This window comes from Nocardia sp. NPDC050406 (assembly GCF_044459025.1).
Taxonomy (GTDB): Bacteria; Actinomycetota; Actinomycetes; order Mycobacteriales; family Mycobacteriaceae; genus Nocardia.
In genome coordinates, this window is record NZ_JBITIM010000001.1 from 74,558 (window position 1) to 100,711 (window position 26,154).

At 67.8% G+C, this 26,154-nt stretch carries 25 protein-coding genes; 10 read left to right on the forward strand and 15 right to left on the reverse strand.

The genetic code is table 11. The features are described 5' to 3' along the window. Nucleotides 1-36 precede the first annotated feature (36 nt). From ACIBH2_RS00340 to ACIBH2_RS00360, 5 genes are all read right to left on the reverse strand, one after another. Nucleotides 37-1,713 carry a substrate-binding domain-containing protein gene (locus ACIBH2_RS00340; RefSeq protein WP_397111779.1) on the reverse strand — a complete coding sequence of 559 codons (1,677 nt, stop codon included), beginning with the start codon at nt 1,711-1,713 and terminating at the stop codon, nt 37-39. A gap of 187 nt (nt 1,714-1,900) precedes the next feature. Beyond that, nucleotides 1,901-2,167: a WhiB family transcriptional regulator gene (locus ACIBH2_RS00345; RefSeq protein WP_397111781.1), complete on the reverse strand. Its 267-nt coding sequence runs from the start codon at nt 2,165-2,167 to the stop codon at nt 1,901-1,903. A 55-nt stretch (nt 2,168-2,222) separates the two neighbouring features. Next, nucleotides 2,223-2,765, reverse strand: coding sequence for an HNH endonuclease (locus tag ACIBH2_RS00350; RefSeq protein ID WP_397111783.1), 543 nt, complete (start codon nt 2,763-2,765; stop codon nt 2,223-2,225). Nucleotides 2,766-2,821: 56 nt separating this feature from the next. Next, on the reverse strand, nt 2,822-2,944 hold the full coding sequence (locus tag ACIBH2_RS00355) for a hypothetical protein (protein ID WP_397111785.1): 123 nt from the start codon (nt 2,942-2,944) through the stop codon (nt 2,822-2,824). A gap of 204 nt (nt 2,945-3,148) precedes the next feature. Continuing rightward, nucleotides 3,149-3,877, reverse strand: coding sequence for a helix-turn-helix domain-containing protein (locus ACIBH2_RS00360; protein WP_397111787.1), 729 nt, complete (start codon nt 3,875-3,877; stop codon nt 3,149-3,151). Between the two features lie 293 nt (nt 3,878-4,170). Between ACIBH2_RS00360 and ACIBH2_RS00365 the strand changes: the two genes are divergently transcribed. From ACIBH2_RS00365 to ACIBH2_RS00380, 4 genes are read left to right on the forward strand one after another with little or no spacing between them, the layout of a single operon-like run. After that, complete coding sequence (locus tag ACIBH2_RS00365) at nt 4,171-4,815, forward strand: ABC transporter permease (protein ID WP_397111789.1); 645 nt, start codon at nt 4,171-4,173, stop codon at nt 4,813-4,815. Next, nucleotides 4,812-6,089, forward strand: coding sequence for an ATP-binding cassette domain-containing protein (locus ACIBH2_RS00370; protein ID WP_397111792.1), 1,278 nt, complete (start codon nt 4,812-4,814; stop codon nt 6,087-6,089). Before ACIBH2_RS00365 ends, ACIBH2_RS00370 begins: the two co-directional genes overlap by 4 nt. Nucleotides 6,090-6,103: 14 nt before the next feature. Continuing rightward, complete coding sequence (locus tag ACIBH2_RS00375; protein ID WP_397111794.1) at nt 6,104-6,823, forward strand: ABC transporter permease; 720 nt, start codon at nt 6,104-6,106, stop codon at nt 6,821-6,823. Continuing rightward, nucleotides 6,820-7,794 carry a glycine betaine ABC transporter substrate-binding protein gene (locus tag ACIBH2_RS00380; protein WP_397111796.1) on the forward strand — a complete coding sequence of 325 codons (975 nt, stop codon included), beginning with the start codon at nt 6,820-6,822 and terminating at the stop codon, nt 7,792-7,794. The genes ACIBH2_RS00375 and ACIBH2_RS00380 overlap by 4 nt, the downstream gene beginning before the upstream one ends. Nucleotides 7,795-7,801: 7 nt before the next feature. Here the strand turns inward: ACIBH2_RS00380 and ACIBH2_RS00385 are convergent, their stop codons facing one another. From ACIBH2_RS00385 to ACIBH2_RS00395, 3 genes are all read right to left on the reverse strand, one after another. Beyond that, on the reverse strand, nt 7,802-8,569 hold the full coding sequence (locus ACIBH2_RS00385; RefSeq protein WP_397111798.1) for an alpha/beta fold hydrolase: 768 nt from the start codon (nt 8,567-8,569) through the stop codon (nt 7,802-7,804). A gap of 77 nt (nt 8,570-8,646) precedes the next feature. Further along, nucleotides 8,647-9,078 (reverse strand): MarR family winged helix-turn-helix transcriptional regulator, encoded by a 432-nt coding sequence (locus ACIBH2_RS00390; RefSeq protein WP_397111800.1) that lies wholly within the window; start codon nt 9,076-9,078, stop codon nt 8,647-8,649. A gap of 123 nt (nt 9,079-9,201) precedes the next feature. Continuing rightward, on the reverse strand, nt 9,202-11,391 hold the full coding sequence (locus tag ACIBH2_RS00395) for a malate synthase G (protein WP_397111802.1): 2,190 nt from the start codon (nt 11,389-11,391) through the stop codon (nt 9,202-9,204). 176 nt (nt 11,392-11,567) lie between these two features. Between ACIBH2_RS00395 and ACIBH2_RS00400 the strand changes: the two genes are divergently transcribed. Genes ACIBH2_RS00400 through ACIBH2_RS00410 form a run of 3 tightly spaced genes read left to right on the forward strand, consistent with a single transcriptional unit; the run spans nt 11,568 to nt 14,243 of the window. Beyond that, nucleotides 11,568-12,314, forward strand: coding sequence for an SDR family NAD(P)-dependent oxidoreductase (locus tag ACIBH2_RS00400; protein WP_397111805.1), 747 nt, complete (start codon nt 11,568-11,570; stop codon nt 12,312-12,314). Next, complete coding sequence (locus ACIBH2_RS00405; RefSeq protein WP_397111807.1) at nt 12,311-12,943, forward strand: TetR/AcrR family transcriptional regulator; 633 nt, start codon at nt 12,311-12,313, stop codon at nt 12,941-12,943. The genes ACIBH2_RS00400 and ACIBH2_RS00405 overlap by 4 nt, the downstream gene beginning before the upstream one ends. A 10-nt stretch (nt 12,944-12,953) precedes the next feature. Further along, a complete protein-coding gene (locus tag ACIBH2_RS00410) occupies nt 12,954-14,243 on the forward strand; it encodes an acyl-CoA dehydrogenase family protein (RefSeq protein WP_397111809.1) in 1,290 nt (429 codons plus the stop codon). A 4-nt stretch (nt 14,244-14,247) separates the two neighbouring features. Here ACIBH2_RS00410 and ACIBH2_RS00415 read toward each other — a convergent pair whose 3' ends face one another. Further along, nucleotides 14,248-15,168: an LLM class flavin-dependent oxidoreductase gene (locus ACIBH2_RS00415; RefSeq protein WP_397111811.1), complete on the reverse strand. Its 921-nt coding sequence runs from the start codon at nt 15,166-15,168 to the stop codon at nt 14,248-14,250. 160 nt (nt 15,169-15,328) lie between these two features. Between ACIBH2_RS00415 and ACIBH2_RS00420 the strand changes: the two genes are divergently transcribed. Beyond that, nucleotides 15,329-16,198 carry a pirin family protein gene (locus ACIBH2_RS00420; RefSeq protein WP_397111814.1) on the forward strand — a complete coding sequence of 290 codons (870 nt, stop codon included), beginning with the start codon at nt 15,329-15,331 and terminating at the stop codon, nt 16,196-16,198. A 4-nt stretch (nt 16,199-16,202) separates the two neighbouring features. Here ACIBH2_RS00420 and ACIBH2_RS00425 read toward each other — a convergent pair whose 3' ends face one another. Both ACIBH2_RS00425 and ACIBH2_RS00430 read right to left on the reverse strand, forming a co-directional pair. Further along, entirely contained in the window at nt 16,203-19,667 is a 3,465-nt protein-coding gene (locus ACIBH2_RS00425) for a protein kinase (protein ID WP_397111816.1), read from the reverse strand. A gap of 87 nt (nt 19,668-19,754) precedes the next feature. Beyond that, nucleotides 19,755-20,726, reverse strand: a complete 972-nt coding sequence (locus tag ACIBH2_RS00430) for a GlxA family transcriptional regulator (RefSeq protein WP_397111818.1) — start codon at nt 20,724-20,726, stop codon at nt 19,755-19,757. A gap of 78 nt (nt 20,727-20,804) precedes the next feature. On the opposite strand from ACIBH2_RS00430, the gene ACIBH2_RS00435 reads away from it, so the two are divergent. Then, nucleotides 20,805-21,440 carry an HD domain-containing protein gene (locus ACIBH2_RS00435; RefSeq protein WP_397111821.1) on the forward strand — a complete coding sequence of 212 codons (636 nt, stop codon included), beginning with the start codon at nt 20,805-20,807 and terminating at the stop codon, nt 21,438-21,440. Here ACIBH2_RS00435 and ACIBH2_RS00440 read toward each other — a convergent pair whose 3' ends face one another. The 4 genes from ACIBH2_RS00440 to ACIBH2_RS00455 form a co-directional block, all read right to left on the reverse strand. Next, complete coding sequence (locus ACIBH2_RS00440; RefSeq protein ID WP_397111824.1) at nt 21,441-22,166, reverse strand: PaaI family thioesterase; 726 nt, start codon at nt 22,164-22,166, stop codon at nt 21,441-21,443. A 57-nt stretch (nt 22,167-22,223) separates the two neighbouring features. Next, a complete protein-coding gene (locus ACIBH2_RS00445; RefSeq protein WP_397116727.1) occupies nt 22,224-22,784 on the reverse strand; it encodes a DUF305 domain-containing protein in 561 nt (186 codons plus the stop codon). A 56-nt stretch (nt 22,785-22,840) separates the two neighbouring features. Further along, entirely contained in the window at nt 22,841-24,418 is a 1,578-nt protein-coding gene (locus ACIBH2_RS00450) for an LVIVD repeat-containing protein (protein WP_397111827.1), read from the reverse strand. Between the two features lie 146 nt (nt 24,419-24,564). Next, a complete protein-coding gene (locus ACIBH2_RS00455; protein ID WP_397111829.1) occupies nt 24,565-24,972 on the reverse strand; it encodes a VOC family protein in 408 nt (135 codons plus the stop codon). A gap of 202 nt (nt 24,973-25,174) precedes the next feature. On the opposite strand from ACIBH2_RS00455, the gene ACIBH2_RS00460 reads away from it, so the two are divergent. Continuing rightward, nucleotides 25,175-26,149, forward strand: coding sequence for an alpha/beta hydrolase (locus ACIBH2_RS00460; protein WP_397111831.1), 975 nt, complete (start codon nt 25,175-25,177; stop codon nt 26,147-26,149). Nucleotides 26,150-26,154: the final 5 nt, after the last annotated feature.

Genomic DNA, 26,154 nt, shown 5'->3' on the forward strand with positions numbered 1-26,154 from the left:
TGCTGGTTTGCGACGACATGCCGAAGGGGGTGCGGGTCAGGGCGTGGTGAGGGCCTGGTTCATGGCTGTTCCGAAGGCGAGCTCATTGGTGGACGGCACCGGCGTGTAGGTGCCACCGGTTCGCTCGGCCAGAGTGCGCAGTGTCTGGGTGCCTTGACCGCCGATCACGATGACATCCACGCGCACCGGGCGGGCCGGGTCGGTGGCGGCGGCGATATCGGCGAGCAGTTGATCGCCGGTGATGGGGGAGTCGTCGGTCGGCCCGTCGGTGACGAGCAGCACCGAATTCGTCTGTCCCGGTACATATCCCGCGACGGCGGCGCGGTAGGCGGCCTCCAGCGTGGGGTAGGCGCGGTCCGGCTGGGTGGTGGTCGGGGCGACCGTGCCCAGCGCCTGGACCAGTTCGGCGCGGTGGGCGTCGGTGAGCGTCGCGGTCGGCGACACGATCTTGTACGGCTGGGTGCCGACCAGGTCCTTGCCGAAGGTCCAGACACCCAGACCGAAGTCGGGCGGCATGACGTTCATGGTGGATTGCAGCGCGCCGAGGGTGTTGCCCAGGCGCGTCAGGGTGCCGTCGGTGCTCGCCATGGAGGCGGAGACGTCGAGCAGCACCGTCGACGACACGCCCAGCACCGGATGGGCGAGCACCTTGTGCACCTGCTCGAGCACCGCCTTGTCCGGCACCGCCGGGCTGGTGGGCGGCGCCGCCCCGAAACCGTTGTCGGTGAACAGCTTCGCCTGTTCCGGTGCGCGCAGATAGTCGGCGAAGAGGCTGGCGCCGAGATTCTGGGTCTGATCCACCCAGGGACCGGTCAGCAGCGCCGCCGGATGATCGGCCACGGGGGCGTTGCCGAGCGGACGGAAGACGGTGAGCCCGCCCTTGGCCTTGATCTGCTGTTCGGTGGCGGTCACCGCGTGGATCGGCGCGTTCGGCAGATCGGTGGCGGCGGCCGCGTCGCTCAGCGCCCGGTCCAGGTCGTCGACCTCGGGCGCACCGGCGGCCAGTCGCGAGACCGCCGAGACCACCTGGCCCGATCCGGCCGCCTCGGCGGTGAGCGGATCCGAGCCGGACACCCCGGAGCCGACGGCGAGCGCGGCGGCCAGGCTGTCGTCTCCGGCGGGCAGCGCCAGCCGCAGCGCGCCCCAGCCGCCGAGTCCGATCTCGGCGAGCGAACCCTGTTGCAGCCGAGGCAGATCCGACCATGTCACCTGGGCGGCCTCCAGCGCGCGGCGCAGTTCGTCGGGGGCGGCGAGCGCGATCGGGCTCACCGCGATCGGCGCGGGCGCGCCCTCGATGAGCCCCGGCACCCGCATGAGCTCCACCGACCGCGAGGAGTCCGGAATCCACAGCGCGGGCTGCACGCCCAACGCGGCATTCCAGGGATCGCTGGAGGTGAAGGCGGCCACCATGGCCGCCGACGGTTGCGGTGTCACGGCGACCTGCGCACAGTGGTCGCGCACGCGTGGCTTGGTGGCGTTGTACCGGTCGGCGGCGGCGCGCACCGGTGCGGCGATATCCGGGTCGACGGTCACATTCACCACGACGGTGCCCTCGGCGCAGCTCGCGGCGGCGGCCTCGTCACGATCCTTGGCCCGCTCCTGCAACCAGCTCCACCCGACGACGGCGACCGCTAGCAGGACCACCGCCACCAACGCGATAACTGGCCCCTTGCTGACACCTCGTGACCCGCCCGCGGCGCGATGAGTTCCCACGATCTTCAGTGTATGTTCACGGGCTGTTAGCCCCGCAGGTCAGGCGGGCAAAGGGGGCGAACAGGGATTCCGTCGGGGACCGCGAACATCAGCACGGGCACCATCCTGCCCCGAAAATCCGCCTTCCACGAATCGAGGCCGCCGCGGTGCGCTGGGCACGGCGGCGGCCTCGGCGCTCACGGCGCGGTCAGTCGCGGATCATCTTGCCGCGGTCGTACTCGTGGCCGCCCCACACACCGGACTGGCCGGTGCGGGACGCGAATTCACCGCATTCGCGCCGGATCGGGCAGCCCGCGCAGATGCCGCGCGCGTACTCGAAGTCCTCCGAGGGGTACGGGAACCACGCGTCGTGGTTCCGGTCGCCCTTGCAGGCCGCGTGCTGCCAGTAGTCCTTCGAGTCGGAGATGGGGAGCAGATCCGCAAGGGTCAGCTCCTGAACTGCTGTTTTCGTCATCGGATCTCGCTCCTTTCGTTCCGATCACGTGTTTCTACGGTGGTGTCTCGTTCGGCTAGGACGCCGCCAGTTCCTTCCAGATCCGACGCTGTCGCTTCGCCATGTCGTTGGGGGCCTTGGGCTCCCACAGCAGGCGCATCCCGGCCTCCTGGGGAGTCCGGTCCGCCTTGGTCGCATTGCACGTCCCGCACGCGGCGATGAGGTTGTCCCAGGTGTTGGGGCCACCCCGGCTGCGCGGGCGGATGTGGTCCACGGTGCGGGCCCATCCGGCGCAGTAGCCGCAGCGGTAGCCGTCCCGTCGCAGCACCGCGGGGAGGGTGGCGCGGCTGCCGTCGGTCACCGTCACGCTGTGCTCGAGGTAGACGTAGCGCAGCAGTCGGATGGTCTCGGGCAGCGCGATCTCCAGGCGCTGGGAACGCACCGGGAAGTGCGGCTCGCGATCGGTCACCGGCTCGGCGGCGCCGGTGATGAGCAGCACCACCGCGCGTTCGGCGCGGATCTCGGTCAGTGCCTCGTAGGAGGCGTTGAGCAGCAGCACTCCGCTGTGTATCCAGTTGTCTACGGTTGTTTCCGGGTCGTCGGCAGGACGGAACGTCATGGGGGTCACCATGTTTCGTGAAAAGGAAGGAAAGAGACGAAGAGGAGAGCGGCGGGTCAGACCCGCTCGGCGAGGCGGCCGATGGCCGGGCCGAACAAGGTCATTCCGCTGTCGCCGCGTAGCGCGCGCTGGTTGCCGCGCCGCGCTGGCTGGCGCTCTCGTGTGTGCTCCGGATGCAAAGCCGCCTCCTCCTTCCTGGTAGTCGCCGACCTGGGAGGTCGGGATGATCATCGTCGAAACTCATGGTGGCACAACGGACATACCGTTGTCGGGTGATTTTTCCGCCCCCGCCGGAAGGGTGCCGTAGACAGCGGCGAGCCCCTCCGCCGTACTCGTACAACGGGTAATTGCCCGGTTTTGTTTCAGTGAAACGGATTACGGATTCACAACGGTGCGATCGGCACCAAGGAGAACATCCCCCAGCCGCGGCGCGGATAGGCGTAGCGCAGGACGTGCGCGTACATGGCGGTCCACTCGCCGCCCTCGAGCGGCCGGATGCGGATCGGCCGCGGCGCCATGTCGATCGGCGGGATATCGGTCGACCAGAGCCGATCCCACTCGGCGGCGGGCGAGCACCTCTCGGTGATCTCCGCGATGCGCTCGGGCGGGGTGAAGCCCGGGGCCATGTGCCGGAACGCCTGCACCATGACGTGCGTCTCCCGTTCCCAGTCCTCGACCACTTGGCGGGCTCGCGGATCGAGCAGCATCCACACCATGATGTTGCCGCCGGGTCGCAACCCGGGGAATGCGCGCAGGAAGGCGGCATTGGCGGCGAGGAGATCCTGGGCGGGGGCGATGTTGAAGCAGGCCGGATGCGGGAGGCTGTGCAGGAAGTCCAGTTCCGACCGGGTGGGCGCGGGTTCGGCGTTGGCGAGCGTGCTCAGCTCCGGCTGCAGGATGGCGGCGCAGTAGTCGCGGAAGACCGACGGAACCTCGAGGGCGTCGAAGAGTACCGCCAGCGCGGCGGGGGTGGGCTGGCGGGTGCCCTGCTCGATCTTCTGGATGAGGCCCTCGGAGATCGACGCCCTGCGGGCCAGCTCGGCCCGGGTCAGCCGGGCCGCCTCGCGGCGTTCGCGCAGGTAACCCGCGATGGCCAGATGGGGCTCGACCACCCGTGCTACCTCCACACTCACTCGCCGACTACCCGACGAACCTACCGGTTCGCGTCCGCGCGCCCGACAGCCACCGGTACGCGGTGATCGGATCCGCGTGATTCCAATCGTGGCCGGGCCGGGCGTGCGCTGCTGTGATGGGTCGGGGCTCGGTGGTCGCCGATCCGTTGCTGAGCCCGCTGCGTGCCGTCCACCACCGGACGCATCACGTCGTTTAGGCTGCGAGGGCTCGCACATTCGGTGACCACACGCGGTCGGGTACCGGCCCGTCCGCGGTCGACGAGGGGAAACCCGTGCATTTGTGGAGCTATGTCCGAGGACGGGGTGAGACCCTCGCGTTCCTCACCTATCAGCACGCGTCGCTGGCCTTCCAGACGGTGCTGGTCGGCACCCTGGTCGCGGTGGTGATCGCCGTGCTGGTCTATCGGCTGCCGCTGCTGTCCTCGCTGACGCTCACCTCGAGTCGGGTGGCGCTGACCATTCCGTCGCTGGCGCTGCTGGCCTTGCTGCTGGTTCCGTTCGGGTTGGGGGTGGTGCCGTCGTTCATCATGTTGGCGTTCTTCGCGGCGCTGCCGGTGATCGGCAATGCCATCGTGGGCCTGCGGTCGGTGCCCGGATCGGTCATCGAGTCGGCGCGCGGAATCGGGTTGTCGCGCTGGCGGATTCTGCTGACCATCGAACTGCCCATCGCCTGGCCGGTGATCCTCACCGGGATTCGGGTGTCCACGCAGATGATCGTCGGTGTCGCCGCCATTGTGGCGTATGTGCTCGGGCCGGGGCTCGGGTCGCTCATCTTCAATGGCCTGTCGCGGCTCGGTGGCGCGAATTCGCTCGAAATGGCTTTGACCGGAACCATTCTCATCGTCTTCATCGCGTTGGTGTTCGACGCGCTGCTCGTCCTGCTGGGACGTCTCACCATTGCGAAGGGACTGTCATGACCGAGGTGACCAGCCAGTCCGCTCCCGGGTCGGAGCGCAATGTGACCGGTGCGGCCATCACCCTCGACGGGGTGGTCAAGCGGTATCGGGGGCAGGAGCGGCCCGCGGTCGAGCGGTTGGATCTGGAGATCGAGGCGGGGCAGATCGTGGCGTTCGTCGGGCCGTCCGGATGCGGTAAGACGACCACGCTCAAGATGATCAATCGACTGATCGAGCCGACCGAGGGCCGGATCTTCATCGACGGGCGCGATGTCACCCGGGAGGATCCGGACAAGTTGCGGCAGTCCATCGGGTATGTCATTCAGTCCGGCGGATTGTTCCCGCACTGGTCGGTGGCGAAGAATATCGGGGCCATACCGAGGGTGCTCGGCTGGGACAAGAAGCGCATTGCCGAGCGCACCGAATATCTGCTCGACCTGGTGGGCCTGGATCCCGAGACCTTCGCCGATCGGCTGCCCAAGGATATGTCCGGCGGCCAGCAGCAGCGCGTCGGGGTGGCGCGGGCGCTCGCGGCGGACCCGCCGGTGCTGCTCATGGACGAGCCGTTCGGCGCGGTCGATCCGATCACGCGAGTTCGGTTGCAGGACAGTCTGATCGCCATTCAGCACGAGCTCGGCAAGACGATTGTCATTGTCACGCACGATTTCGAGGAGGCGACCAAACTCGGGGACAAAGTGCTGATTCTCTCCGAGGGCGGTCATATCGAGCAGTACGCGACCCCGGAGGAGATCCTCACCGATCCGGCGACGCCGTTCGTGCGCGAATTCGTGGGCTCCGGCGCGAAATTGGCGTACCTGACGGTGTCGCGGGTGCGAGATGTGCCGCACGACAAGGTGATCACGGCGCGGATCGGGGAGTCGTCGCAGGAGGTCATCGCGCGGGCGGAGGCGGCGGGGCATTCGTGGATCGTGGTGGTGGATCGGGCGGGGCGGCCGAGGTCGTGGCCGTCGCTGGGGGAGGTGGCGAGCAAACCGGAGATCTCCGACTATCTCGATCGGCGGCTGCCGGTGGTGGCGCGGTCGTCGACCTTGAACGACGCGCTCGACGAGATGCTCGCGACCAGCCAAGGGGCGACGCTGGTCACCGATGGGCGTGGCGCGGTGGTGGGGTCGCTGAGTATCGAGGCGGTGACGGAGGTGATTCGGTCCAAGCTGGCCGAGGGGATCGACGAGGAGTCCGAGCCGTCGTACGAGACCTATGTGGACGGTACCGATCCGGTGCCGACGCCGGTGGTGGCGGCCGATGACGAACCGGGATCGGTGGGGTCGTCGTGAATCGGCTGCGGCGGATGCCGATCGACGTGTGGTTCGAACCGCTCATCATTCTGGTGATCGGGGTCGGGTATGTGGTCTGGTATCGGGCGCAGACGTTCACCGCGACCGAGAGCGCGTCGCTGGGGTGGGCGAATCTGCAGAGCACGATTCTGGCGCATATCAAATTGACGGTGGTGGCGACGCTGATCGTGGTGCTCGTCGCGATTCCGCTGGGTATCGCGTTGACGCGGCCAGCGTTGAAACGGTGGGAGCCGATCGCCGTGAATTTCGCGAATATCGGGCAGGCAGCGCCCGCCGTGGGTCTGCTCGTGTTGTTCACGTTCTGGCTGGGCACCGGATTCCGTACGGCGATAGTGGGTCTCGTCGTCTACGCGATCCTGCCCATTCTGCAGAACACGATCGTGGGGCTGCGGCAGGTGGATCAGCGCATTATCGAGGCGTCGCGGGGGATCGGGTATTCGGCCAGCCGCACGCTGTTCCAGGTGGAGTTGCCGCTGGCGGTGCCGGTGATTCTCAATGGTGTGCGGACCGCGCTGGTGATTCTGGTCGGCACCGCCACCTTGAGCACCTTCATCGGCGCGACCAGTCTCGGCACGCTCATCACCACCGGGGTCACGCTGTTCCTGCCGAAGCTGCTCATCTCCGGGGCGGTGCTGGTCGGGTTGTTGGCATTGATCATCGACTGGCTGGGCAGGTTGGTCGAACTGGCGGCGACTCCGCGAGGTGTGGCATGAAAACCGCACGCGCACAACTCGTCACGGTGTCGGTGATCATGGCGCTGCTGGCCGGATGTGGTCTGGTGAGCTCGTCGGGGACATTCCACGACGCGAGCCTGCCGGATGGCTCCACGCCGCTCGACGGCGCGAAACTCACCGTCACGTCCAAGAGCTTCACCGAGGGCGTCATTCTCGGCAAGATCACCGCCACCTACCTTGCCGCCGCCGGAGCCGACATCACCGACCTCACCGGCGCTCCCGGCTCCGCCTCCTCCCGTCAGGCCCAACTCAACGGCGACGCCGACATCCTCTGGGAGTACACCGGCACCGGCTGGGTCAACTACCACAACCAGACCGAGACCATCGTCGACCCGCACGAACTCTGGCAGCGGGTGCACGACATCGAAAAGCAAGACTACGACCTGGAATGGCTGCCCCCCGCCAACTTCAACGACACCTACGCCTTCGGCGCCTCGTCGGCGAACGCCCAACGCCTGCAAGTGAAATCCCTCTCCGACGTGGCGGCCCTCCCCGTCCCCGACCGCACCTTCTGCGTCGACGACGAATTCTTCAGCCGCTCCGACGGTTTCATCCCCATGCTCGCCAAATACGGCATCCCCTACAACGACCCGAACGGCGTCCCCACCCACAACGTCACCCGCATGGACGCCGGAGTCGTCTACACCGCCACCGCCAAAGGCTCCCCCTGCAACTTCGGCATGATCTACACCACCGACGGCCGAGTGAAAAAACTCGACCTGGTAGTCCTCGAGGACGACAAGAGCTTCTTCCTCCCCTACAGCGGCACAGCCGTAGTCCGAGGCCCGGTCCTAGCCGCCAACCCCGAAATAGCCTCCCTCCTGGCCACCATCTCCCAACGCCTCACCGACAACCTCATGCAAGACCTCAACGGCCGAGTAGACATAGACGGCGAAGACCCCTCCGACGTCGCCTACGACTGGCTCAAATCCGAAAACCTCATCACCTAGCCATAATTCAGGATTCGAGGAGGAAGGGTGCGATTCGATCGGAGACGGAGCGGGCTGACTTTCCGGTAGGGCCGAAATGGTCGAGACCCTGCATGGTTTCGAGGGTGGCGTGGGGGAGCGTGCTGGCGAAGGTGTCGAGTTCTGCTCGGGTCGCCGCGGAGGTGCGACTTCCACAGAGGATCAGGGTGCTGGCGGAGAGGGTGGCGAATTCGCGGAGGCGGTGTCGTTGGGCCGCCAATTGTTCGTGTTCGGCCAGGTTGGCTTCGAGGAGGGGGCGCATTCGGTGCCAGCGTTGGCCGCGGAAGCCGATGCGCAGGGCGGTGCGTAGGTACCAGTGGGGGAGTTTGGTTACGAATTGGGGTGCGCCGCCGGAGCCTTGGATGAAGTGGGCGAAAGCGCCGTGGGGATCGTTGGCGGCTAGGCGGGTGCGGTATGGGGTCATCCAGGCGGTGGGTGTGTGGCTGCCGGGGGTGCCTGGTTCGTAGAGGGCTATGTGGTCGAAAATTGGTGTGATGCGGGCGGTTTCGAGGATCGCCAGGCCGCCGTAGCTGTGGCCGAAGGCCAGGCGGGCGTGGGTGGCGGCGTGGATGGCGCGGAGGTCGTCGGCTTCCTTTCGGAGGCTGTAGTCGGGGCCGAGGGGGCCGCTCGCGCCGCGGCCGCGTCGTTCGACGAGATGGACTGTGCAGGAACGAGCCAGGTGCGATGCCAGAGGCAGGTAGTCCGCTGCCGTGGACAGGGCACCGCCGACGACGATCACGCCGGGTCCGTTGCCCATCGATCGGTAGCTGATCGTTGTACCGTCCGCCGAGACGACCGAGCCTTCTCGAGTCGATGGGGTCTGGGTTTCACCATTCATGTGAGTGCCTCCAGGTGCTCGAAGGTGGTCAGTAGACGCGCGGTGTCGCGCGCGTATTCGTCGTAGGAGACACCGCTTTCGGCGACCACGGTCGCGAGTCGTTCTTCGAGGCCGTGCTGTGCGGCGGCCACCAGCCGCTTCCCATCGTCGGTGAGGGTGAGCAGTCGACTTCGCCCACCGTCCGGGTGGGGTTGGACCGCGAGTAGTCCCTCCGCGGCCAGCACGGTCGTCATGCGACTGACCGACGGCTCTGTCACGCCGAGTCGGTCGGCGAGCGCGCGCTGCGTCGAGGCGCCCAATTCGCCGACGAAGGTCAGCGCGAGGAATCGGCTGTAGGAGACGCCGTGTTCCGCGCGCAGGATTCGATCGGCCGCCCGGTCCAGTCGAGCGGTGAGAACGTGCAGGTCGAAGCTCAGTTTTCGCTCCATGACCTAATATAACATGCTAAGTTAGCAAGGCAAGTTGCCTGTCGAGGGCAAGCGGCCTCGGCAATGAAATGCCCCCGGTCGACAGTGTCGACCGGGGGCATCTCGTCAATGCGGTTGTGCGGCTTACGCGCAGAACTTCGCGTTGTACTCCTTGGCCTCGCGGCGGCGGCGGTGCAGGATCGGCTCGGTGTAGCCGTTGGGCTGCTTGGTGCCCTCGAGGACCAGTTCCTTGGCGGCCTGGAAGGCGATGCTGGACGCGAAGTCCGGAGCCATCGGGCGGTACAGGGGGTCACCGGCGTTCTGGCGGTCGACCACGGGGGCCATGCGCTCCAGGGAGGCGACGACGTCGTCTTCGGAGACGATGCCGTGGCGCAGCCAGTTGGCCATCAGCTGGGAGGAGATGCGCAGGGTGGCGCGGTCCTCCATGAGGCCGATGTCCTTGATGTCGGGGACCTTCGAGCAGCCGACGCCCTGGTCGATCCAGCGCACCACGTAGCCGAGGATGCCCTGGGAGTTGTTGTCGAGCTCCTGGCGGATCTCCTCGGCCGACCACTCGGGGTTGGCGGCGAGCGGGATCTCGAGGATCTCGTCGACGGTGGCGCGGGGGCCGCCCTTGGCGATCTCGGCCTGCCGCTTGAACACGTCCACCAGGTGGTAGTGCGTGGCGTGCAGGGTGGCGGCGGTGGGCGAGGGCACCCACGCGGTGTTCGCGCCGGACTTGGGGTGGCCGATCTTCTGGACCAACATCTCGGCCATCAGATCGGGCATGGCCCACATGCCCTTGCCGATCTGCGCCTTACCGGGCAGGCCGGTGGCGATACCGGTGTCGACATTCCAGTCCTCGTAGGACTTGATCCACTGCTGACCCTTCATCTCGGCCTTGCGGACCATCGGCCCGGCCTCCATGGAGGTGTGGATCTCGTCGCCGGTGCGGTCCAGGAAGCCGGTGTTGATGAACACGACCCGGTCCTTGGCGGCGTGGATGGACGCCTTCAGGTTCACCGTGGTGCGGCGCTCCTCGTCCATGATGCCGACCTTGAGGGTGTTCGCGGGCAGGCCCACGACCTCCTCGATCCGGCCGAACAGCTCATTGGTGAAGGCCACCTCGTCCGGGCCGTGCATCTTCGGCTTCACGATGTAGATCGAGCCGGTGCGGGTGTTCTTCAGCTTGGTGTCACCATTGAGCGCGTGCTTGGCGGCCAGCACGGTGATGAGGCCGTCCAGAATGCCCTCGGGCACCTCGTTGCCCTCGGCGTCGAGGATGGCGTCGGAGGTCATGAGGTGGCCCACATTGCGCACGAACAGCAGCGAACGGCCGTGCAGCACCAACTCGGAACCGTCCAGCGCGGTGTACACGCGGTCGGGGTTCATGGTGCGGGTGAAGGTCTTGCCGCCCTTCGAGACCTCTTCGGACAGTTCGCCCTTCATCAGGCCCAGCCAGTTGTGGTAGCAGAGGACCTTGTCCTCGGCGTCGACGGCCGCGACCGAATCCTCGAAGTCCATGATGGTGGTGACCGCGGACTCCAGCACCACGTCCTTGACGCCCGCGCTGTCGGTCGAGCCGATCGGCGACTCCGGGTCGATCTGGATCTCGATGTGCAGGCCGTTGTGCTTCAGCAGCACCGAGGTCGGGTTGGCCGGATCGCCCAGGTAGCCCACCAGCGCGTCGCTGTCGGCCAGGCCGATATCGGTGCCGTCCTCGAGGCCCACGACGAGTTCGCCGTCCTCGATGGAGTACTTGGTCGAGCCGATGTGCGAGCCGGTGATCAGCGGCACCGCGTCGTCGAGGAAGTTGCGGGCCCACTCGATGACCTTGTCACCGCGAACCTTGTTGTAGCTCTTGCCCTTTTCCGCGCCGTTCTCCTCGGAGATGGCATCGGTGCCGTACAGGGCGTCGTAGAGCGAACCCCAGCGCGCGTTCGCCGCGTTGATGGCGAAGCGGGCGTTCATCACCGGCACCACGAGCTGCGGGCCCGCCTGGGTGGCGATTTCGGCGTCCACGTTCTGCGTGCCGATCTGGAAATCGGCCGGTTCGGGACGCAGGTAGCCGATCTCGGTGAGGAACTGCTTGTAGGCAGCCTTGTCGTAGCCGGTGCCGGGGTTGGCACGGTGCCACTCGTCGATCTTGGCCTGGATGTCGTCGCGTTCGGCGAGCAGAGCTCGGTTACGCGGGGCGAGGTCGTTGATGACGGCCTCGGCACCCGACCAGAACGCGGCGGAGTCTACGCCGGTACCCGGAAGAGCCTCGTTCTCGACGAACTCGTGGAGAACGCGCGCGACCTGGAGCCCGCCGACCTGAATCCGCTCTGTCATCTACTGCCTCGTTTCGAGAAAGCCGGGTTTGTCAAAAAGTACGCCCGTCATGTTACTCGCGGGTATGGCGCGGGCGTTCGCGGCCTGGGATTTCCGATCCCCGGCGGGTCTTGATTGTATCGCCCGGTACATTTAATGTACTGAGCGGAACATTTCCGATCATGAAGGTGCGGCCCATGGGAAAGCCCTTGTCCGACAAGGTGGTTGTGGTGACCGGCGGCAGCCGGGGCCTGGGTCGGGAAATGGTGCTGGCCTTCGCCGAGGCCGGAGCGCACGTGGTGATTGCCAGCCGCAAGCTCGACGCGTGTGACGCACTCGCCACCGAGGTACGCGAGAAATTCGGCGTCCGGGCGCTGCCGACGGCCTGCAATGTGGGCGTGTGGGAGCAGTGCGACGCACTCGCCGCGGCGGCGTACGCGGAGTTCGGCCGGGTCGATGTCCTGGTGAACAACGCGGGCATGTCCCTGCTGTACCCGAGTCTGGACCAGGTAACCGAGGCCATGTTCGACAAGGTCATCGCCACCAATCTCAAGGGCGCGTTCCGGCTCTCGGCGCTCATCGGCGCGCGCATGGTGGCGGCGGGCGGCGGTTCGATCGTCAATATCTCCTCCATGGAGGCGACGCATCCGGAGCCCCTCGCGCTGCCCTACGCGGCGGCCAAGGCGGGCCTGGAGGCGCTGTCGAGCGGGCTCGCGCAGACCTACGGACCGACGGTGCGGGTCAACACGATTCGCTGCGGCCCGTTCGACACCGATATCGCCAAGGCGTGGCCGCCGGAGATGAAAGAGGCACTGGGCCAGCACACCGCCCTGCGTCGCATCGGCGCGCCCGCCGATATCGTCGGCGCGGCACTGTACTTCGCCTCCGACGCCTCCGCCTTCGCCTCCGGGGCCACCCTCGCCCTCGACGGCGGCTGGCGATGACCGTCGAACCGGCCCGCCGCCGCGGCCGCCCACCCGCCTCCGAGGTGAATCCGGGGGAGACGCGCGAGCGGATCATGCGCGCGGCCATGGAACTGTTCGCGGAGAAGGGCTTTCACGCCACCAGCGTCGCGGAGATCGGCGACCGCGCTGGAATCCAGCGCGGCGCGCTGTACTACCACATCGGGTCCAAGGAGGAACTGCTCTTCCAGGTGCGTCGCGGCTACACCCAACTCATGCTGGACGAGGCGCGGCGTATCGAGAACAGCGACGACCCGCCGATCGTCAAGCTGCGCAACCTGATTCGCGGCCACGTCCGGCTCATTGTCGAACATCGCCACGAGGTCACCATCGCGCTGCGCGACGCCGGAGCGCTGACCGGCGAGCGCGCCGCCGACCTCCAGGTGCTGCGCGACGGCATCCAACGCACCTGGCAGCGTGTCGTGGACGACGGCTACGCCGCGGGCGCACTGCGCACCAATGATCACGTGGTCACGAAAAGCGTTGTGGCCATGCTGAACATGGTCAGCGCCTGGTACAGCGACGAGGGCCCCTACGACCCCGACCGCATTGCCGACATTCTCACCACCACCCTCTTCGACGGTGTCGCGACACCGGCCGACAATCGATGAAAGGCTGACCATGGCTTGGGATTTCGAGACCGACCCGGAGTACCAGAAGAAACTGGACTGGGTGGCGGAGTTCGTGCGCACCGAGGTGGAGCCCCTGGATCTGCTCTATCCGGAGCCCTACGACCGGAAGAACCCGGAGATTCGGGCGCTCATGAAACCGTTGCAGGAGAAGGTGAAAGAGCAGGGCCTGTGGGCCTGCCACCTCGGCCCCGAACTCGGCGGCCCCGGCTACGGTCAGGTGAAGCTGGCGCTGCTCAACGAGGTCATCGGCACCTCCAAGTGGGCCCCGCTCGTCTTCGGCTGTCAGGCGCCGGATTCCGGCAATGCCGAGATCCTCGCCCACTTCGGCACCCCGGAGCAGAAGGCGAAGTACCTCCAGCCGTTGCTCGACGGTGAGATCGGCTCCTGCTACGTCATGACCGAGCCCACCGGCGGCTCCGATCCGACCGCGTTCAAGACCCGCGCGGTGCGCGACGGCGACGAGTGGGTCATCAACGGCGAGAAGTGGTTCAACTCGGCCGCCGAGTTCGCCTCCTTCCACATCGTCATGGTGGTCACCGATCCCGACGCCGAACCGCACAAGCGCCTGTCGATGTTCATCGTGCCCGCCGAGACGCCCGGCCTCGAGATCGTGAAGAACTTCACCGTCCCCGGCTTCAGCGAGAACGAGGGCCACCTGCGCTTCACCGATGTGCGCGTCCCCGCCGACGCGCTGCTCGGCGCGGAGGGCCTCGGCTTCATCGTCGCCCAGACCCGCCTCGGCGGCGGCCGCGTGCACCACGCCATGCGCACGGTCGCCATGGTGCGCAAGGCTTTCGACATGATGTGCGAGCGCGCGGTCTCGCGGCCCATGCGCAAGGGTGTGCTCGGCGGTCTGCAGATGACGCAGGAGAAGATCGCCGAGAGCTGGATCGAAATGGAGCAGTTCCGCCTGCTGGTGCTGCGCACCGCGTGGCGCATCGACTCCGAGCAGGACTACCGCAAGGTCCGCCACGATATCGCCGCCATCAAGGTGGCCATGCCCAAGGTCATGCACGATATCGCCCAGCGCGCCATGCACCTGCACGGCGCGATCGGCGTCAGCACCGACCTGCCGTTCGTGGACATGATGAACTACGCGCAGGTGATGGCCATCGCGGACGGTCCGACCGAGGTCCACAAGATCACCCTCGCCAAAGAGGTGCTCAAGACCTACGCGCCCGCCGACCCGGTATATCCGAGCGGTTACCGACCGGCCCTGCGCGAGCAGGCGCGCGAGCTGGTGGCGCGGCGGCTGGAACACACGGTCGGCAACCTCTGATCGGTTATCTCGACAGCAGCGCCCGCACCTCGCCGAGCAGGTCGAGCTGGCGGAAGTAGTCGCGGCCGTCGAGTCCGAGCCCGATATGGTCCGCCCCGGCCGCCGCGTACTCGCGCAGCCGGTCGGCGGCCTGTTCGGGCGAGCCCACGATGGTCACGGCCGCGACCTGCTCCGGCGTCATCTCGAAGAATCCGCCGAGGCTCTCGGTCATGGCGGCCCGGTCGTCCTCATCGTCGGGCCGGGTGCCGAGCACGCAGTGCAGGCCGATATTGGTGCGTGGCAGCGGCCGTCCGACCTCGTCGGAGAGTTCCCGCAGCCGGGCCACCGCGGCCGCGAGTTCGGTGGATGTCATACCCGAGGGCACCCAGCCGTCCGCGCGAGTCGCTATGCGCCGCAAGCTCTTCTCGCCGCTCCAACCGCCGACGAGCAGCGGCGGTATCGGCACCGCCGGGGCGAGGGTGAGCGTGGTGCCCCCGTCCGGTCCGGGGATCGTCGTCGGCTTGCCCGCGAGCAGGTCGGGCAGAAGGTCCAAGGCGGTGTCGAGCAGCCGGGCGCGCCCGCGTTCCGGGGCACCCAGCGCTCGCCAGAACGGCGACCCCGGGAATCCGCCGGTACCCAGCCCGAGCCGCACGCGATCGCCGGACACGTACTGCAAGGTCTGCACCTGTGCCGCGAGCATGGCCAGTGGCCTGGTCGGCACCGACAGCACACCGAAATCGAGGGCGATCTGTTCGGTGACCGCGGCCGCGACGGACAGGGCGACCACGGGTTCGAGGGCGGCGGAACCGTCGCCGAGCAGCACATCCGAGGCGGCGACGGCATCGAGCCCGAGGGCTTCGGCGCGCCGGGCCGCCCGCGCGATGGTCGCGGATCCCGTGTTCTCGCCCAAGGTGGGCAGTGAGACGCCGATTGTCAGCTCACTCATATCGCTCCCTTCGTCATATCTCGAGTCTGCAAGCCGAAGCGCACTCGAGGTCAAGGGCGATCGCCCCGGTCGGAAGCGGGTTCCCACTATTTGGGAATGAAACCATCCCCGCCGAAGTTGAGTGACGTGTCAACTAATGCGGCAGGAACTGGAGGTTCCCATGACGAGCACGAACACATTGCCGGGTCGCGCGGTCGGCCGCGTGGACACTCCTCGGGCGCGCGGCGGCAATCCGCAGACCGACAAGTCGGCGGCCGTGGTGCCGTTCGACTTCGAACACGGCGACCCGATCATCGGGATGGCCGAGGACTGGTACAGCAGCACCGGGTTCGACTGGCATCCACACCGGGGCTTCGAAACCATCACCTATGTGGTGGAGGGGCAACTGGAGCATCGCGACAACCGCGGCGGCCACGGTGTGCTGGAGGTCGGCGACGCGCAGTACATGACGGCGGGGCGCGGAATCATCCACTCGGAGCGGGCCTTCCGCCACGATGCGGGTGGCAGTGTGCGCACCTTGCAGGTGTGGATCAACCTGCCCGCCGCGGACAAGATGGTGGAACCCGCCTATCAGGATCTGCGTGGTGGACAGATGCCCACGCGTACGGCGGAAGGCGTTGTGGTGCGGGTGTTCTCCGGTGTCTCCGGCGGCGTGCGTGGTCCGGCGAGCAATCACGCCGAGATCACCATGATCGATGCCCGGGTGGAGCCGAATCACTCGGTGCGACAGGAGATTCCGTCCGGACAGCGCGGATTCGCCTACGTGCTGGGCGGTTCCGGTCGATTCGGTGCTGACGGTGTGCCCGTCGCGGCGGGTCAGGTGGTCCGGCTCGAGGCCGTCGAGGGCGATACGGCACTGGATGTGACCGCCGAGGGGAGCGAGCCGCTGTGGTTCGTCCTGTTCACCGGTACGCCGTTGCGTGAACCGGTGGTGCACTATGGACCGTTCGTCATGAGCACCGAACAGCAGATCTACGAGGCCGTCGCGGATTACAACGCCGGTGTGTTCGGGCCGATCCCGACGGCTTGATCCGCTAGATCCGCTGTGCCGCTTCGGCATCGACGAGTGCGCGCAGGAAGGTCGCGGGGACCTCGGGCCAATCCGGGTTCCAGCGGCCTTCTCGTTGATCGGCGTACAGGGCCCCGAGGGTGGCGACGACATGCGGTCCGCCGTCGAGGATGTAGCGGACCGACCCGTACTCGGCGCATTGGGCGGTAATGGTCGCCAGCAGCGCCTTGGCCGCTTCGGTGCTGTCGGTGGCGGCCAGGCAGGCGACCAGCAGTCGGCGCGCCTTGAGCAGTTCCCGTGGCCGGTGCACCGATTCGAGGCGATCGACCCATTCCCGCGCCCAGGTGCACGCGAGTTCTCGACTCCGCGTGGACGATTCGGCCAGCAGCAGCCGAATGGCGGTGAATTCCTCGTACAGCACCGTGAATTCGTCGATCGGATCGACCGGTTCCCGGCGGTGGTCGTAGTCCACCACCGGCAGCGCGCCGAACTCCGGATGCGGCGGCAAACCCAGACGCAGCCGCTCGTTCTCCACCTCGGCCCGCAGCCGCGGCAGTGACATCGCATGGGCCACGCGGGCACCCTCGTTCAGTCTGCGAATGGCGGCGGCGCGGTCGCCCAGCAGCGCCTTGATGCGCGCGCCGACCACATAGCGGGCCAGCTTGAAATCCACCACCCCGGCTTCGGGCCCCAACTTGTAGCCCTCGTCGAGCAGCCGCTCCGCCTCGACGATTTCGCCTCGCTCGTACAGCAATTCGCCCAGGAGCGATCCGGCCAGCCGGGCACCGTAGGAGTGGCTGCCGCCGGACTGTTTGGCGACCTTCAGCGCACCGCGGAAATACCGTTCCGCGCCCGCGATATCGAGTTGCAGGCTGGCCGCCACGCCCAGGAAGCACAGTCCGTGCACCTTGTTGTAGAAACCCTTGTTGCGCCGCATGTACGGCGCGGACCACTCCTGAATGCGCACCGCCTCGGCGAAGTCGTAGCGGTAGCCCGCGGCGAAGCTCGCCACATTCGCCGCGATGGCCACCACATACGGTGAGAGTTCGTCGGCCCGGGCGAAACACGACGCGAGCATCTCCTCGACGCCGACCAGCACGTCGGCGCGCACGGTCACCACCGCGTGCACGACCCCGGCCTCCGCGCGCAGCCGCGCCACCACCTCCGCGTCGAGGTCGTCGCTGTCGAGGGTCGATTCGGCAAGGCGCAGTGCGCGTTCCGCAGGACCGGCGCGGTGCAGCAGGATATTGGCCCACGCCAGATCCAATTGCAGCCGGGGATGGGATTCGATGACCGCCGGGGGCAGTTTGTTCACCAGGCCGATGAGGCTGGCCATCTGCCCGTACTCGAGCAGCGACATGCCGTCGCGCTCCACGATCTCGACGGCGCTGCGCTCGTCACCGGCGAGCAGCGCGTGATCCACCGCCTCGCTGACGTGCCGATTGCGCGCGAACCACCGCGAGGCCGCGCGATGCAATGCGTCGAGCCGCTCGGGTCGATCGCGTTCCAGGCGCTGGCGCAGGAAGTCCCGGAACAGATGGTGGTACTGGAACCATTGCCCGCCATTGAGGCGGCGCAGGAACAGATCCTGCTGCTCGATGTGCTCGAGCAGCGCCTGGCCGTCGGGGACGCCGGTGAGTTCGGCGGCCAGCTCGCCGCAGACGCGTTCGGTGATGGAGGTGGCCACCATGAAATCGAGCGTGCCGGGTTCGAGGGTGTCGAGGACGTTCTCGGCGAGGAATTCGCCGATGGCGTGGTGGCGGCCGGTGAGCTGACCGATGAGCTGCGCCGGATCGTCGCTGCCGCGCAGATTCAGCGCGGCCAACTGCAGGGCGGCCACCCAGCCGCCGGTGGATTCGGTGAGATCCTCGACATCGCCGCGATCCAGTTCCAACCCGCCCAACTCGACCAACAGGGTGTAGGCCTCGTCCACCTCGAAACGCAGTGCGGCCGTGCCGATCTCCACCAGTTCGGCGCGGGCGCGCATGGAACTCATCGGCAGGCCGGTCTGGCGGCGGCTGGTGACCACGGTGCGCAGCACCGGACTGGCGCTCTCGATCAGGAAGCGCAGCGCCGCGGTGGTCGCCGGATCCGAGACCCGATGCCAGTCGTCGATCACCACCACCAGCTCCACGCAGCGCCGGTCCACATCGTTGATCAGCGAGGTCAGCACGTAACGCGCGGCCTCGTCGCCGTGCTCCTCGAGCAGATCGCCGAGTTCGGTGGCGAGCGCGGGACGGACCGCGCGAATGGCCTCGATCAGGTGGGACAGGAACCAGACCACATTGTCGTCGTCGCTGTCGACGGTCAGCCAGGCCACCGACACACCCTCGGCGGCCAAGGCGGCGCACCACTGCGCGGCGAGGGTGGTCTTACCGAAACCGGTGGGGCCGTGAACGACCGCGAGCCTGCGGTCGCGGCCCTCGCGCAGCAGGTCGAGCAGGCGCGGGCGCTCGACCAGCGCGCGGGTGAGCTCCGGCGGGCGCAGGCGGGTCGCGGGGACCGGCGGGGTCGTGGTGGTGCCGCGGGTGCGGCGACGGCTGGACCCGGTCGGCGCGGCGGGCGGGCGGTGTTCGTGTTCGGCGGCCGGATGCGGTAGCGGCATCTCGTCGGGTGGAAGGCCGTGCCGCCGTTGGATTTCGCGCAGTCGCTCACCGAATTCCGCCGCGCTGGCGGGGCGTTCGCCGCGGTCGCGGTTCATGGCGCACTCGATGGCGGCGGTCAGATCGGCGGGCAGGCCCGCCTCGCTCAGATCCGGCATGGGGTGTTTGGTGATACGGACGAACTGCGCCACCAACTGCTCACCGCTGCGGCGTTCGAAGACCGCGTGCCCGGTGGCGGCGCAGAACAGGGTCGAGGCGAGACTGTAGATATCGGCCGTCGCATCCGGGGTCTGTCCTTGCAACACCTCCGGCGCGGTGAAGGCGGGCGACCCGGTGACGGTACCGGCGGTCGTCTCGAAACCGCCTGCCAGCCGGGCGATTCCGAAATCGGCCAATTGCGGTTCGCCGTATTCGGTGAGCAGGATATTGCCCGGCTTCACATCCCGGTGCAGCAGTCCGCGTCGATGCGCGGTCTCCAGCGCGCCCGCGATCTTCACACCGATGTGCACGACCTCCTGCCAGTCGAGCGGGCCGTGCCGGTGAATGCGCGAATCCAGGGAGCCGTGCGCGTGATACGGCATGACGATGTAGGGCCGCCCGGTCGCGGTGGAGCCCACCTCGAAGACGCTGACGATATTCGGATGGCCGGAGAGTTTGCCCATGGCCAACTGTTCGCGCACGAACCGCTCGAGGTTCTCCGATTCCAGATCCGCGGTGAGCACCTTGATCGCCACCGCCCGGTCCAGCGCGGGCTGCGAACACCGGTACACCACGCCGAATCCGCCGCGCCCGATCTCGGTGGCGTCGGTGAATCCGGCAGCCTCCAGCTCCGCCGCGAACCCTGCACTCAGGTCGCGCTGCGTGGAAAGCGGATCGATATGCACCACGGCGACCCCGATACGACAACCAGCCCGTCGACTCGAGCATATGCCGGTCGCCGCGATCGCGCGGCGACTCCGACCCGCCGTATCGCGTCAGGGTCGCGGGTCGCGCCGCGCGGTGCGGAAGCGGGCGCGATAGGCGGAGGGGGTGACGCCCAGGTGGCGCAGGAAGATTCGGCGCAGCGACTCCTCGCTGCCGAGCCCGGAGCGGTGGGCCGCCTGGGTGACGGATTCGCCGGATTCCAACATGGTCTGGGCGGCCTCCAGGCGGATCGACTCCACGAACGCGGCGGGGGTGGTGTCGAGATGCTGCCGGAACAGGCGAGTGAGGTGGCGGACGCTGAGGGCGGCGCGGGCGGCCATGGCGGGCAGCGCGTGGTCGGCGGCCGGATCGGCGAGGATCGAGTCGAGCAGCCCGCGCAGCGGCTCGTGGTGCGGGCGCGGCAGGCGCGAGGCGGCGGAGAACTGCGACTGCCCACCCGGGCGTTGCAGGAAGACCACCAGGTCGCGGGCGACCTCCCGGGCGAGATCGGCCCCTTCGTCGGCTTCGACCAGGGCCAAGGCCAGGTCGATGCCCGCGCTCACGCCCGCCGAGGTGTAGACCGAGCCGTCGCGCACGTAGATGGCGTCGGGTTCGACGGTGATGCTCGGGTGGGCGCGGGCGAGGGTGCCGGTGTGCCGCCAGTGCGTGGTGGCGCGGCGACCGTCGAGCACGCCCGCCTGGGCGAGCGCGAACGCGCCGGTGCAGACCGACGCGATGCGTCGCGCGGAGGCCGCGAAGGTCGGTAGGGCGGCGACGAGTTCGCGGGGCGCGGGCGCGTACGGGAGACTGCCCGATCCGGGGACGACCACCGTGTGCGCCCGCCGAATATCGGCGTAGGAGGCGCTCACCGTGAGACTGGTGCCCGCCGAGGTGGTGACCGGTGCGCCGGTGGGGGAGCAGAGCACCAGCTCGTACGCGCCGCCCAAATCGGTTGCGGTGCTGAACACTTCCATCGCGGCGGTGGCGTCGAGCAGGCGCACACCCTCGTACACCGCGACGGCGATCTGACGGGTCACGCCCACACCCTAATGGCCGGATCTGTGGGATTCGCGTCCAGATGGCCATGGTGGTCCGGGACGGCCGCGGACGAGGCTGGAGCCATGACAACGATCGCCGATATCCGCATCCCCGACAGCGCCCTGGCCCGCGAGGCGACGGAGTTGGTGCGAGACGCCGCCTCGCCCTTGCTCTTCGACCACTCCCGGCGGGTGTTCCTGTTCGGAGCGCTCCAGGGCCGCCGCCGCGCACTGGAGTTCGACCCCGAACTGCTCTACGTCGGAGCCATGTTCCACGACTTGGGGCTGACCGAGCGCTACCGCGACGCCACGCAGCGGTTCGAGATCGACGGGGCCGACGAGGCGCGCGAGTTCCTGCACGCGCACGGCATCGCCGACGACCGCGCCGAATTGGTGTGGACGGCCATCGCTTTGCACACCACCCCGGAGATACCTACCCGCATGGCGCCCGAGATCGCTTTGGTGACAGCGGGTGTCGAACTCGATGTACTCGGCATCGGCTACCGCGACCTCTCCGACGAGCAACGCGCCGCCGTGGTGGCCGCCCATCCCCGGCCCGACTTCAAGAAGCGCATTCTCGCCGCGTTCACCGACGGCATCGCGCACCGGCCGGGCTCGACGTTCGGGAATGTGAAAGCCGATGTGCTGGAACGATTCACGCCCGGCTACGTGCGACCGAATTTCGTGGAGATCATCGAGAGCTCGCAGTGGCCGGAGTGATCAGGCCGGGCGCGGGCCGATCCAGAGGGCCTCGGCGAGGGCGCACAAATCGCCGTCGGGTGTCGAGAGCGCGACGCCGACGGTGCGCTTGCGCCCCTCGCCGTGCAGCGGCCAGGCGTAGGCGATGTACTCCGCTCCGGCCAGGACCGGCTGGAACTGGGTCGCGGTCAGGGCGGCGGTGAACGCGCCCTGACCCAACTTCGAGAACACCCAGGCCGCGATGCCGCCGGGGCAATCGAGGGTGGACCACACGACTTCCGGTGGGAGTTCACCGAATTCGTCGGCGAGGCCCTGGTCGGGGGTCCATGCCGCGGCCATGATCTGCCGGTCGGGCAGCGCCCACGGGAACAGCCGCAGGCCGCGGCCCGGGGCCACATCGACGCCGCAGCCGTAGCAGTCGGTGACGGGGCGTTTGGGTGAGGAGAGCGCGGTTTCGGTGGCGCGCTTGGCCTCCGACCACGACGGCGCGGGCGGCGCGGCCACGGTCAGCGACGACGGCGCGGCCTCGACGAGCAGGGTGCCGTCGGTGTCGGTCAGGGTGACGCGCTCGCCGTCTGCGGGTGGGAGAACCACCGGGCTGCCCACCGGCACCGCACGCCGGAAATCGACCCGCACCGTCTGCGCGCCGGATCGGCCCGCCAGCAGTCCGGCCACCCAGCCGCCGAAGGCGACCTCCGGATAGCCGTGCACATTCTCCGGAATCGTGATCGTCTCACCCAGCGCCACGCGTCTCACCCTTCGTCGAACACAATCGACGATACCGATGGCCGAGGGCGCGGCGAATCAGGGGAGTGGTTGCGCGCCGCGCTGGGCGAGGACCACCGTCATGATGCCCGCCTCCTTGTTCTGCGAGGTGATCATGGCGCGCGCGGTCTCCTTCACCGCGCCCGCCGCGAGGAGCTGGTCGGCGGCCTTGGCCATGGCCACGCCGCCGACGTGATGGCGCTGCATGAGCTGTAGGAAAAGCGTTTCCGCCGCCGCGCCGCGCGCCGCGGACAGGGCGTCGAGTTCGGCCAGCGTCGCCATACCCGGCATCAGGCCGTCGGCGGAATGCTGGTGCGCCGCACCGTCGGTGCTCATCCACGCCATCGGATTCGGATTGGTCGGCGAGGCGTTGGCCAGCCGCAGCCACCCCAGCATGGTGCCGATCTCCACGCGCTGGGTATCGGAGATCTGCTGTGCCAGTGTGCGAATCGAGGCGTCGACATCCGGATCCAAGCGCTGGGTCATGAGCAGGGCCTGTTGGTGGTGGACCAGCATGTCCTGCGCGAACCCGATCTCCGTCGGGTTCAGGACCGACGCGGTGGCGCGGTCCTCGGGAATCAGCATGGGCCGCAGCATCATTCCGACGCCGACCAGCAGCACCGCGGCGGCGAGCGCCGTCAGCGCGCGCGTCCACCTCACGAGCCGACCACGGACCGCTGATCGGAGGGCGGGGTGTACACGCTCTCGTCGAGGCGCAACACCATGAACCCGTTGTCGTTGCAGCTGGTCCACAGCTCGTTGCCGTGCCATTCCGGCGGGGCGAAGCACCAGTCGGTGGACAGGTCGCCGAAGGCGACCATGCCGGAGCGGGCCGAGAGCGCCTGTCCCAGATCGAATTTGCCCTCCAGGATGGCGCGCGCGGCGGAGGGGAACTCCATGGCGGGCACGCCGATGAGCGAGGCCAGGGCGTGCGGGGAATTCCACAGCTCCAGATTGCGTCCGGTGCGCGCGGGCGGATTGAAGTAGGCGATTTCGCGGATGGCGAAGGGGTCGCGCACATCGAAGACGCGGATACCGGAGGACTCCCACCCGCACGCCAGCGCGGTGGGGTTCGTGGCCCGGTCGGCGGCGCAGTAGTGCGCGTCGTAGGAGAACACCGAACCGCCCATGGAGGAGGCGACCAGCGAATCCTGGTGCTCGGGCAGATTGATCTCCAACTTGACCTTGGCCGCCACGCGCGGAGCGGTCTCGTCGGAGATGTCGATGAGCTTCACGCCGCCGGAGCCGCCCTCGTCCACCGTGTACAGGTACGGCTTCCCGTCATAGGTGACCGGAATGCTGTGCTGGGTGGCCCAGCCGTCGGTCCAGAACACCCGACCCAGGTGCGGCACTTGCGGATTCGGGTCGCGCCGCTGCACCGCGCTGATATCGAGGACGGTGAAACCGCCCAGCGCGGAGAGGTACATGCGGTTGCCGTCCGGGCTGATACCGAACCCGTGCGCCTCGATCCCGGTGAGCCCCTGCCACACCACATGCGGATTGGCGGGGTCGGTGAGATCGACCGCGCTCACGAACCCCGGCGCGATACCCGAGGCCCAATAGGTCCGCCCGTCGGGGGAGAAACCGCCCTCGTGGGTCGTAATGGGCAGCGGCATGAGCAGATTCGTGCCCGGACCCGGGTTCAACAGCCGAGGATGCGCGCAGTCGGAGATGTCGTAGACGGACAGATACCCCGCGCCCTCGCCCACCGGAACGCCGGTGCCGACCAGCAGCTTGCGCTCCTCGTTGACCTTCAGCGACTCCCAGGTCCCCGCCAGCATGGCCGGTTCGGTGAGCGTCGCCGTGACCACCGGATTGGTGGGGTCGGAGACGTCGAGCACCTGCACACCCTGCGAGGGCCCCAACAGGTTTCCCGGGAAGAACGATCCGGTGTAGGAGCAGTGATCGTAAGTGGCGGAGGTGATTCCGGCCCCTCGGCCCACATACCCGCCGACGAACGACATATTGCACCGATACCCCAGCGCGCTGCGCCCACTGCTGCGGTCGGCGGCCGGAACATCGCCCTGCAAGCCCGGTTCGGGCATCGACCCGTCGCCGCACTCCGCCCTCGGCACCGCTGTCCGCCCCACATCGAAGAACTGCTGCACCGCGTTCTGGATATCGGACTGCAGATCGGCCGACGCCCCGCCGATGGGCACCATGGCCGCCGCCATGAGCGCGGCGGCCACCACGATCACCGGCTTGGACCGCCGCACCCCCGTGAACCGCCCCATCACGGCCACCCCCGCTCTGCTCCGCCGGGAACCCCTGTGTCCCCGGTTAACAATCCGGAACGGTAAGCCATAACCTGACCGACCGGTAGGGTTCCCCGGATATCTGGCGGTTCCTGCCACCCCGCGCCGTCTCCGGCGGTGTGGTCTCAGCCCCGCGACGAGATCTGCTGGACGCCCCAGCCGTTGCCGTCCGGGTCCTCGAAGAAGACGAAGCCGACATTGTCGAGGGGATCCGGTGTGGGCGACGGGTTCTCGCCCAGCACCTGAATATCGGTGACCTCGACGCCGCGCTCCACCAGCTCCTTGTGGGCACGTTGGATATCCGGCACGACCAACTGCAGGCCCTTGAGCGAGCCCGGTTCCATCGCCGGTACCGCGCCCTTGCCGATGACTATGGAGCAGCCGGAGCCCGGTGGCGTGAGCTGCACGATGCGCACGTCCTCGCCGACAACGGTGTCGTGGTCGACGGCGAAACCCAGTCGCTCGCTGTAGAACTCCTTCGCGCGGTCGATATCCGAGACGGGGACGATGACGACCTCGAGTGTCCAATTCATGACGGTTCCTTCCGGTGGACAGACCTCAGCTGTGCAGACGGGGCGACACCGCGAAATTCATCGTCCGTCACCCGCCGCGCCGGACACGCGCACCGACACGCCGTAGCACCCGAATCGAGTATTGACTCACGAGTGTTTCAGACTGCTAATGGTCGCATGGGAAATGGAACGTCGTTTCCCTATGAGAGACAAGGAAGTCGTCTTGAGAATCCGAACCCTGCTGGCCGCCGCGGCGGCGATCGTGGCCGCGATCGCCGTGTACCCGCCGCTCACCAGCACGAACGCCCATGCGGACGCCACCGTCACCAAGGTGTCGAACAAGGTGGAGATCCGCTGCGCCTTCACCACGCTGAAGCAGAGCAGCGATTGGTACTTCCCCTCCGGCACTCCCAAGGGACTGCTGTGGCTACAGCACGGGTTCGCCGGTGCCAACGACGCCATGGACGACACGGCGCGCAAGTTCGCCGCGCAGGGCTTCCTGGTCTTCGCGCCCACGCTGCCCACGGCCAATGTGTTCGGCTGCACGCTCGAAAACCTCGGCAACAACACCGATTTCCTGCACAATGTGGCCGATCTGTTCGGCAAGGCCGCCGATTCCGGTGACAAGTTGGGCCGTAGTTTCGCCGATGCCAAACAGAAGGCGGGTCGCACCGATGTCACCATGCCGACCGCGATGGTCTTCGCGGGCCACTCCGCCGGGGGCGAGGCCGTCCCGTTCGTCGCGCAGGAGCTGCGCTCGGACTACGGCGGGGCGTTCGCGAAGCTGCGCGGGGTGATTCTGTACGACCCCGTGAAGAGCTTCGTCGGCAACAACCTCAGCAGTTCGCTGAACCATCTCAACAACGCGACCGTGCCGATCCTTGCGGTCACCGCCCCGCCCTACAGCTGCAATCGCGATGGCGCGGGGGAGAAGGTGCTGCTCGACCAGCTGGACCGATCCTTCCTCGGCGTGCGACTGACCAGCGGATCCCATGTCGACGCCGAGGGGGCGAGCGCGCCCGGACCGGACAAGACCGCCTGTGGCGCACCGCAATCGAAGAATGTGGAGGCCCTGCAGAAACTGTCCGTGGCGTGGGCCGGTGATTTCGTCTCCGGTACGACCAGCCCCGACTACTACCCGGGCGGCGGCTACTACGAGGGCCTGAAGTCGGCGGGCACCCTCACCACCCTGTCCTGATCGTT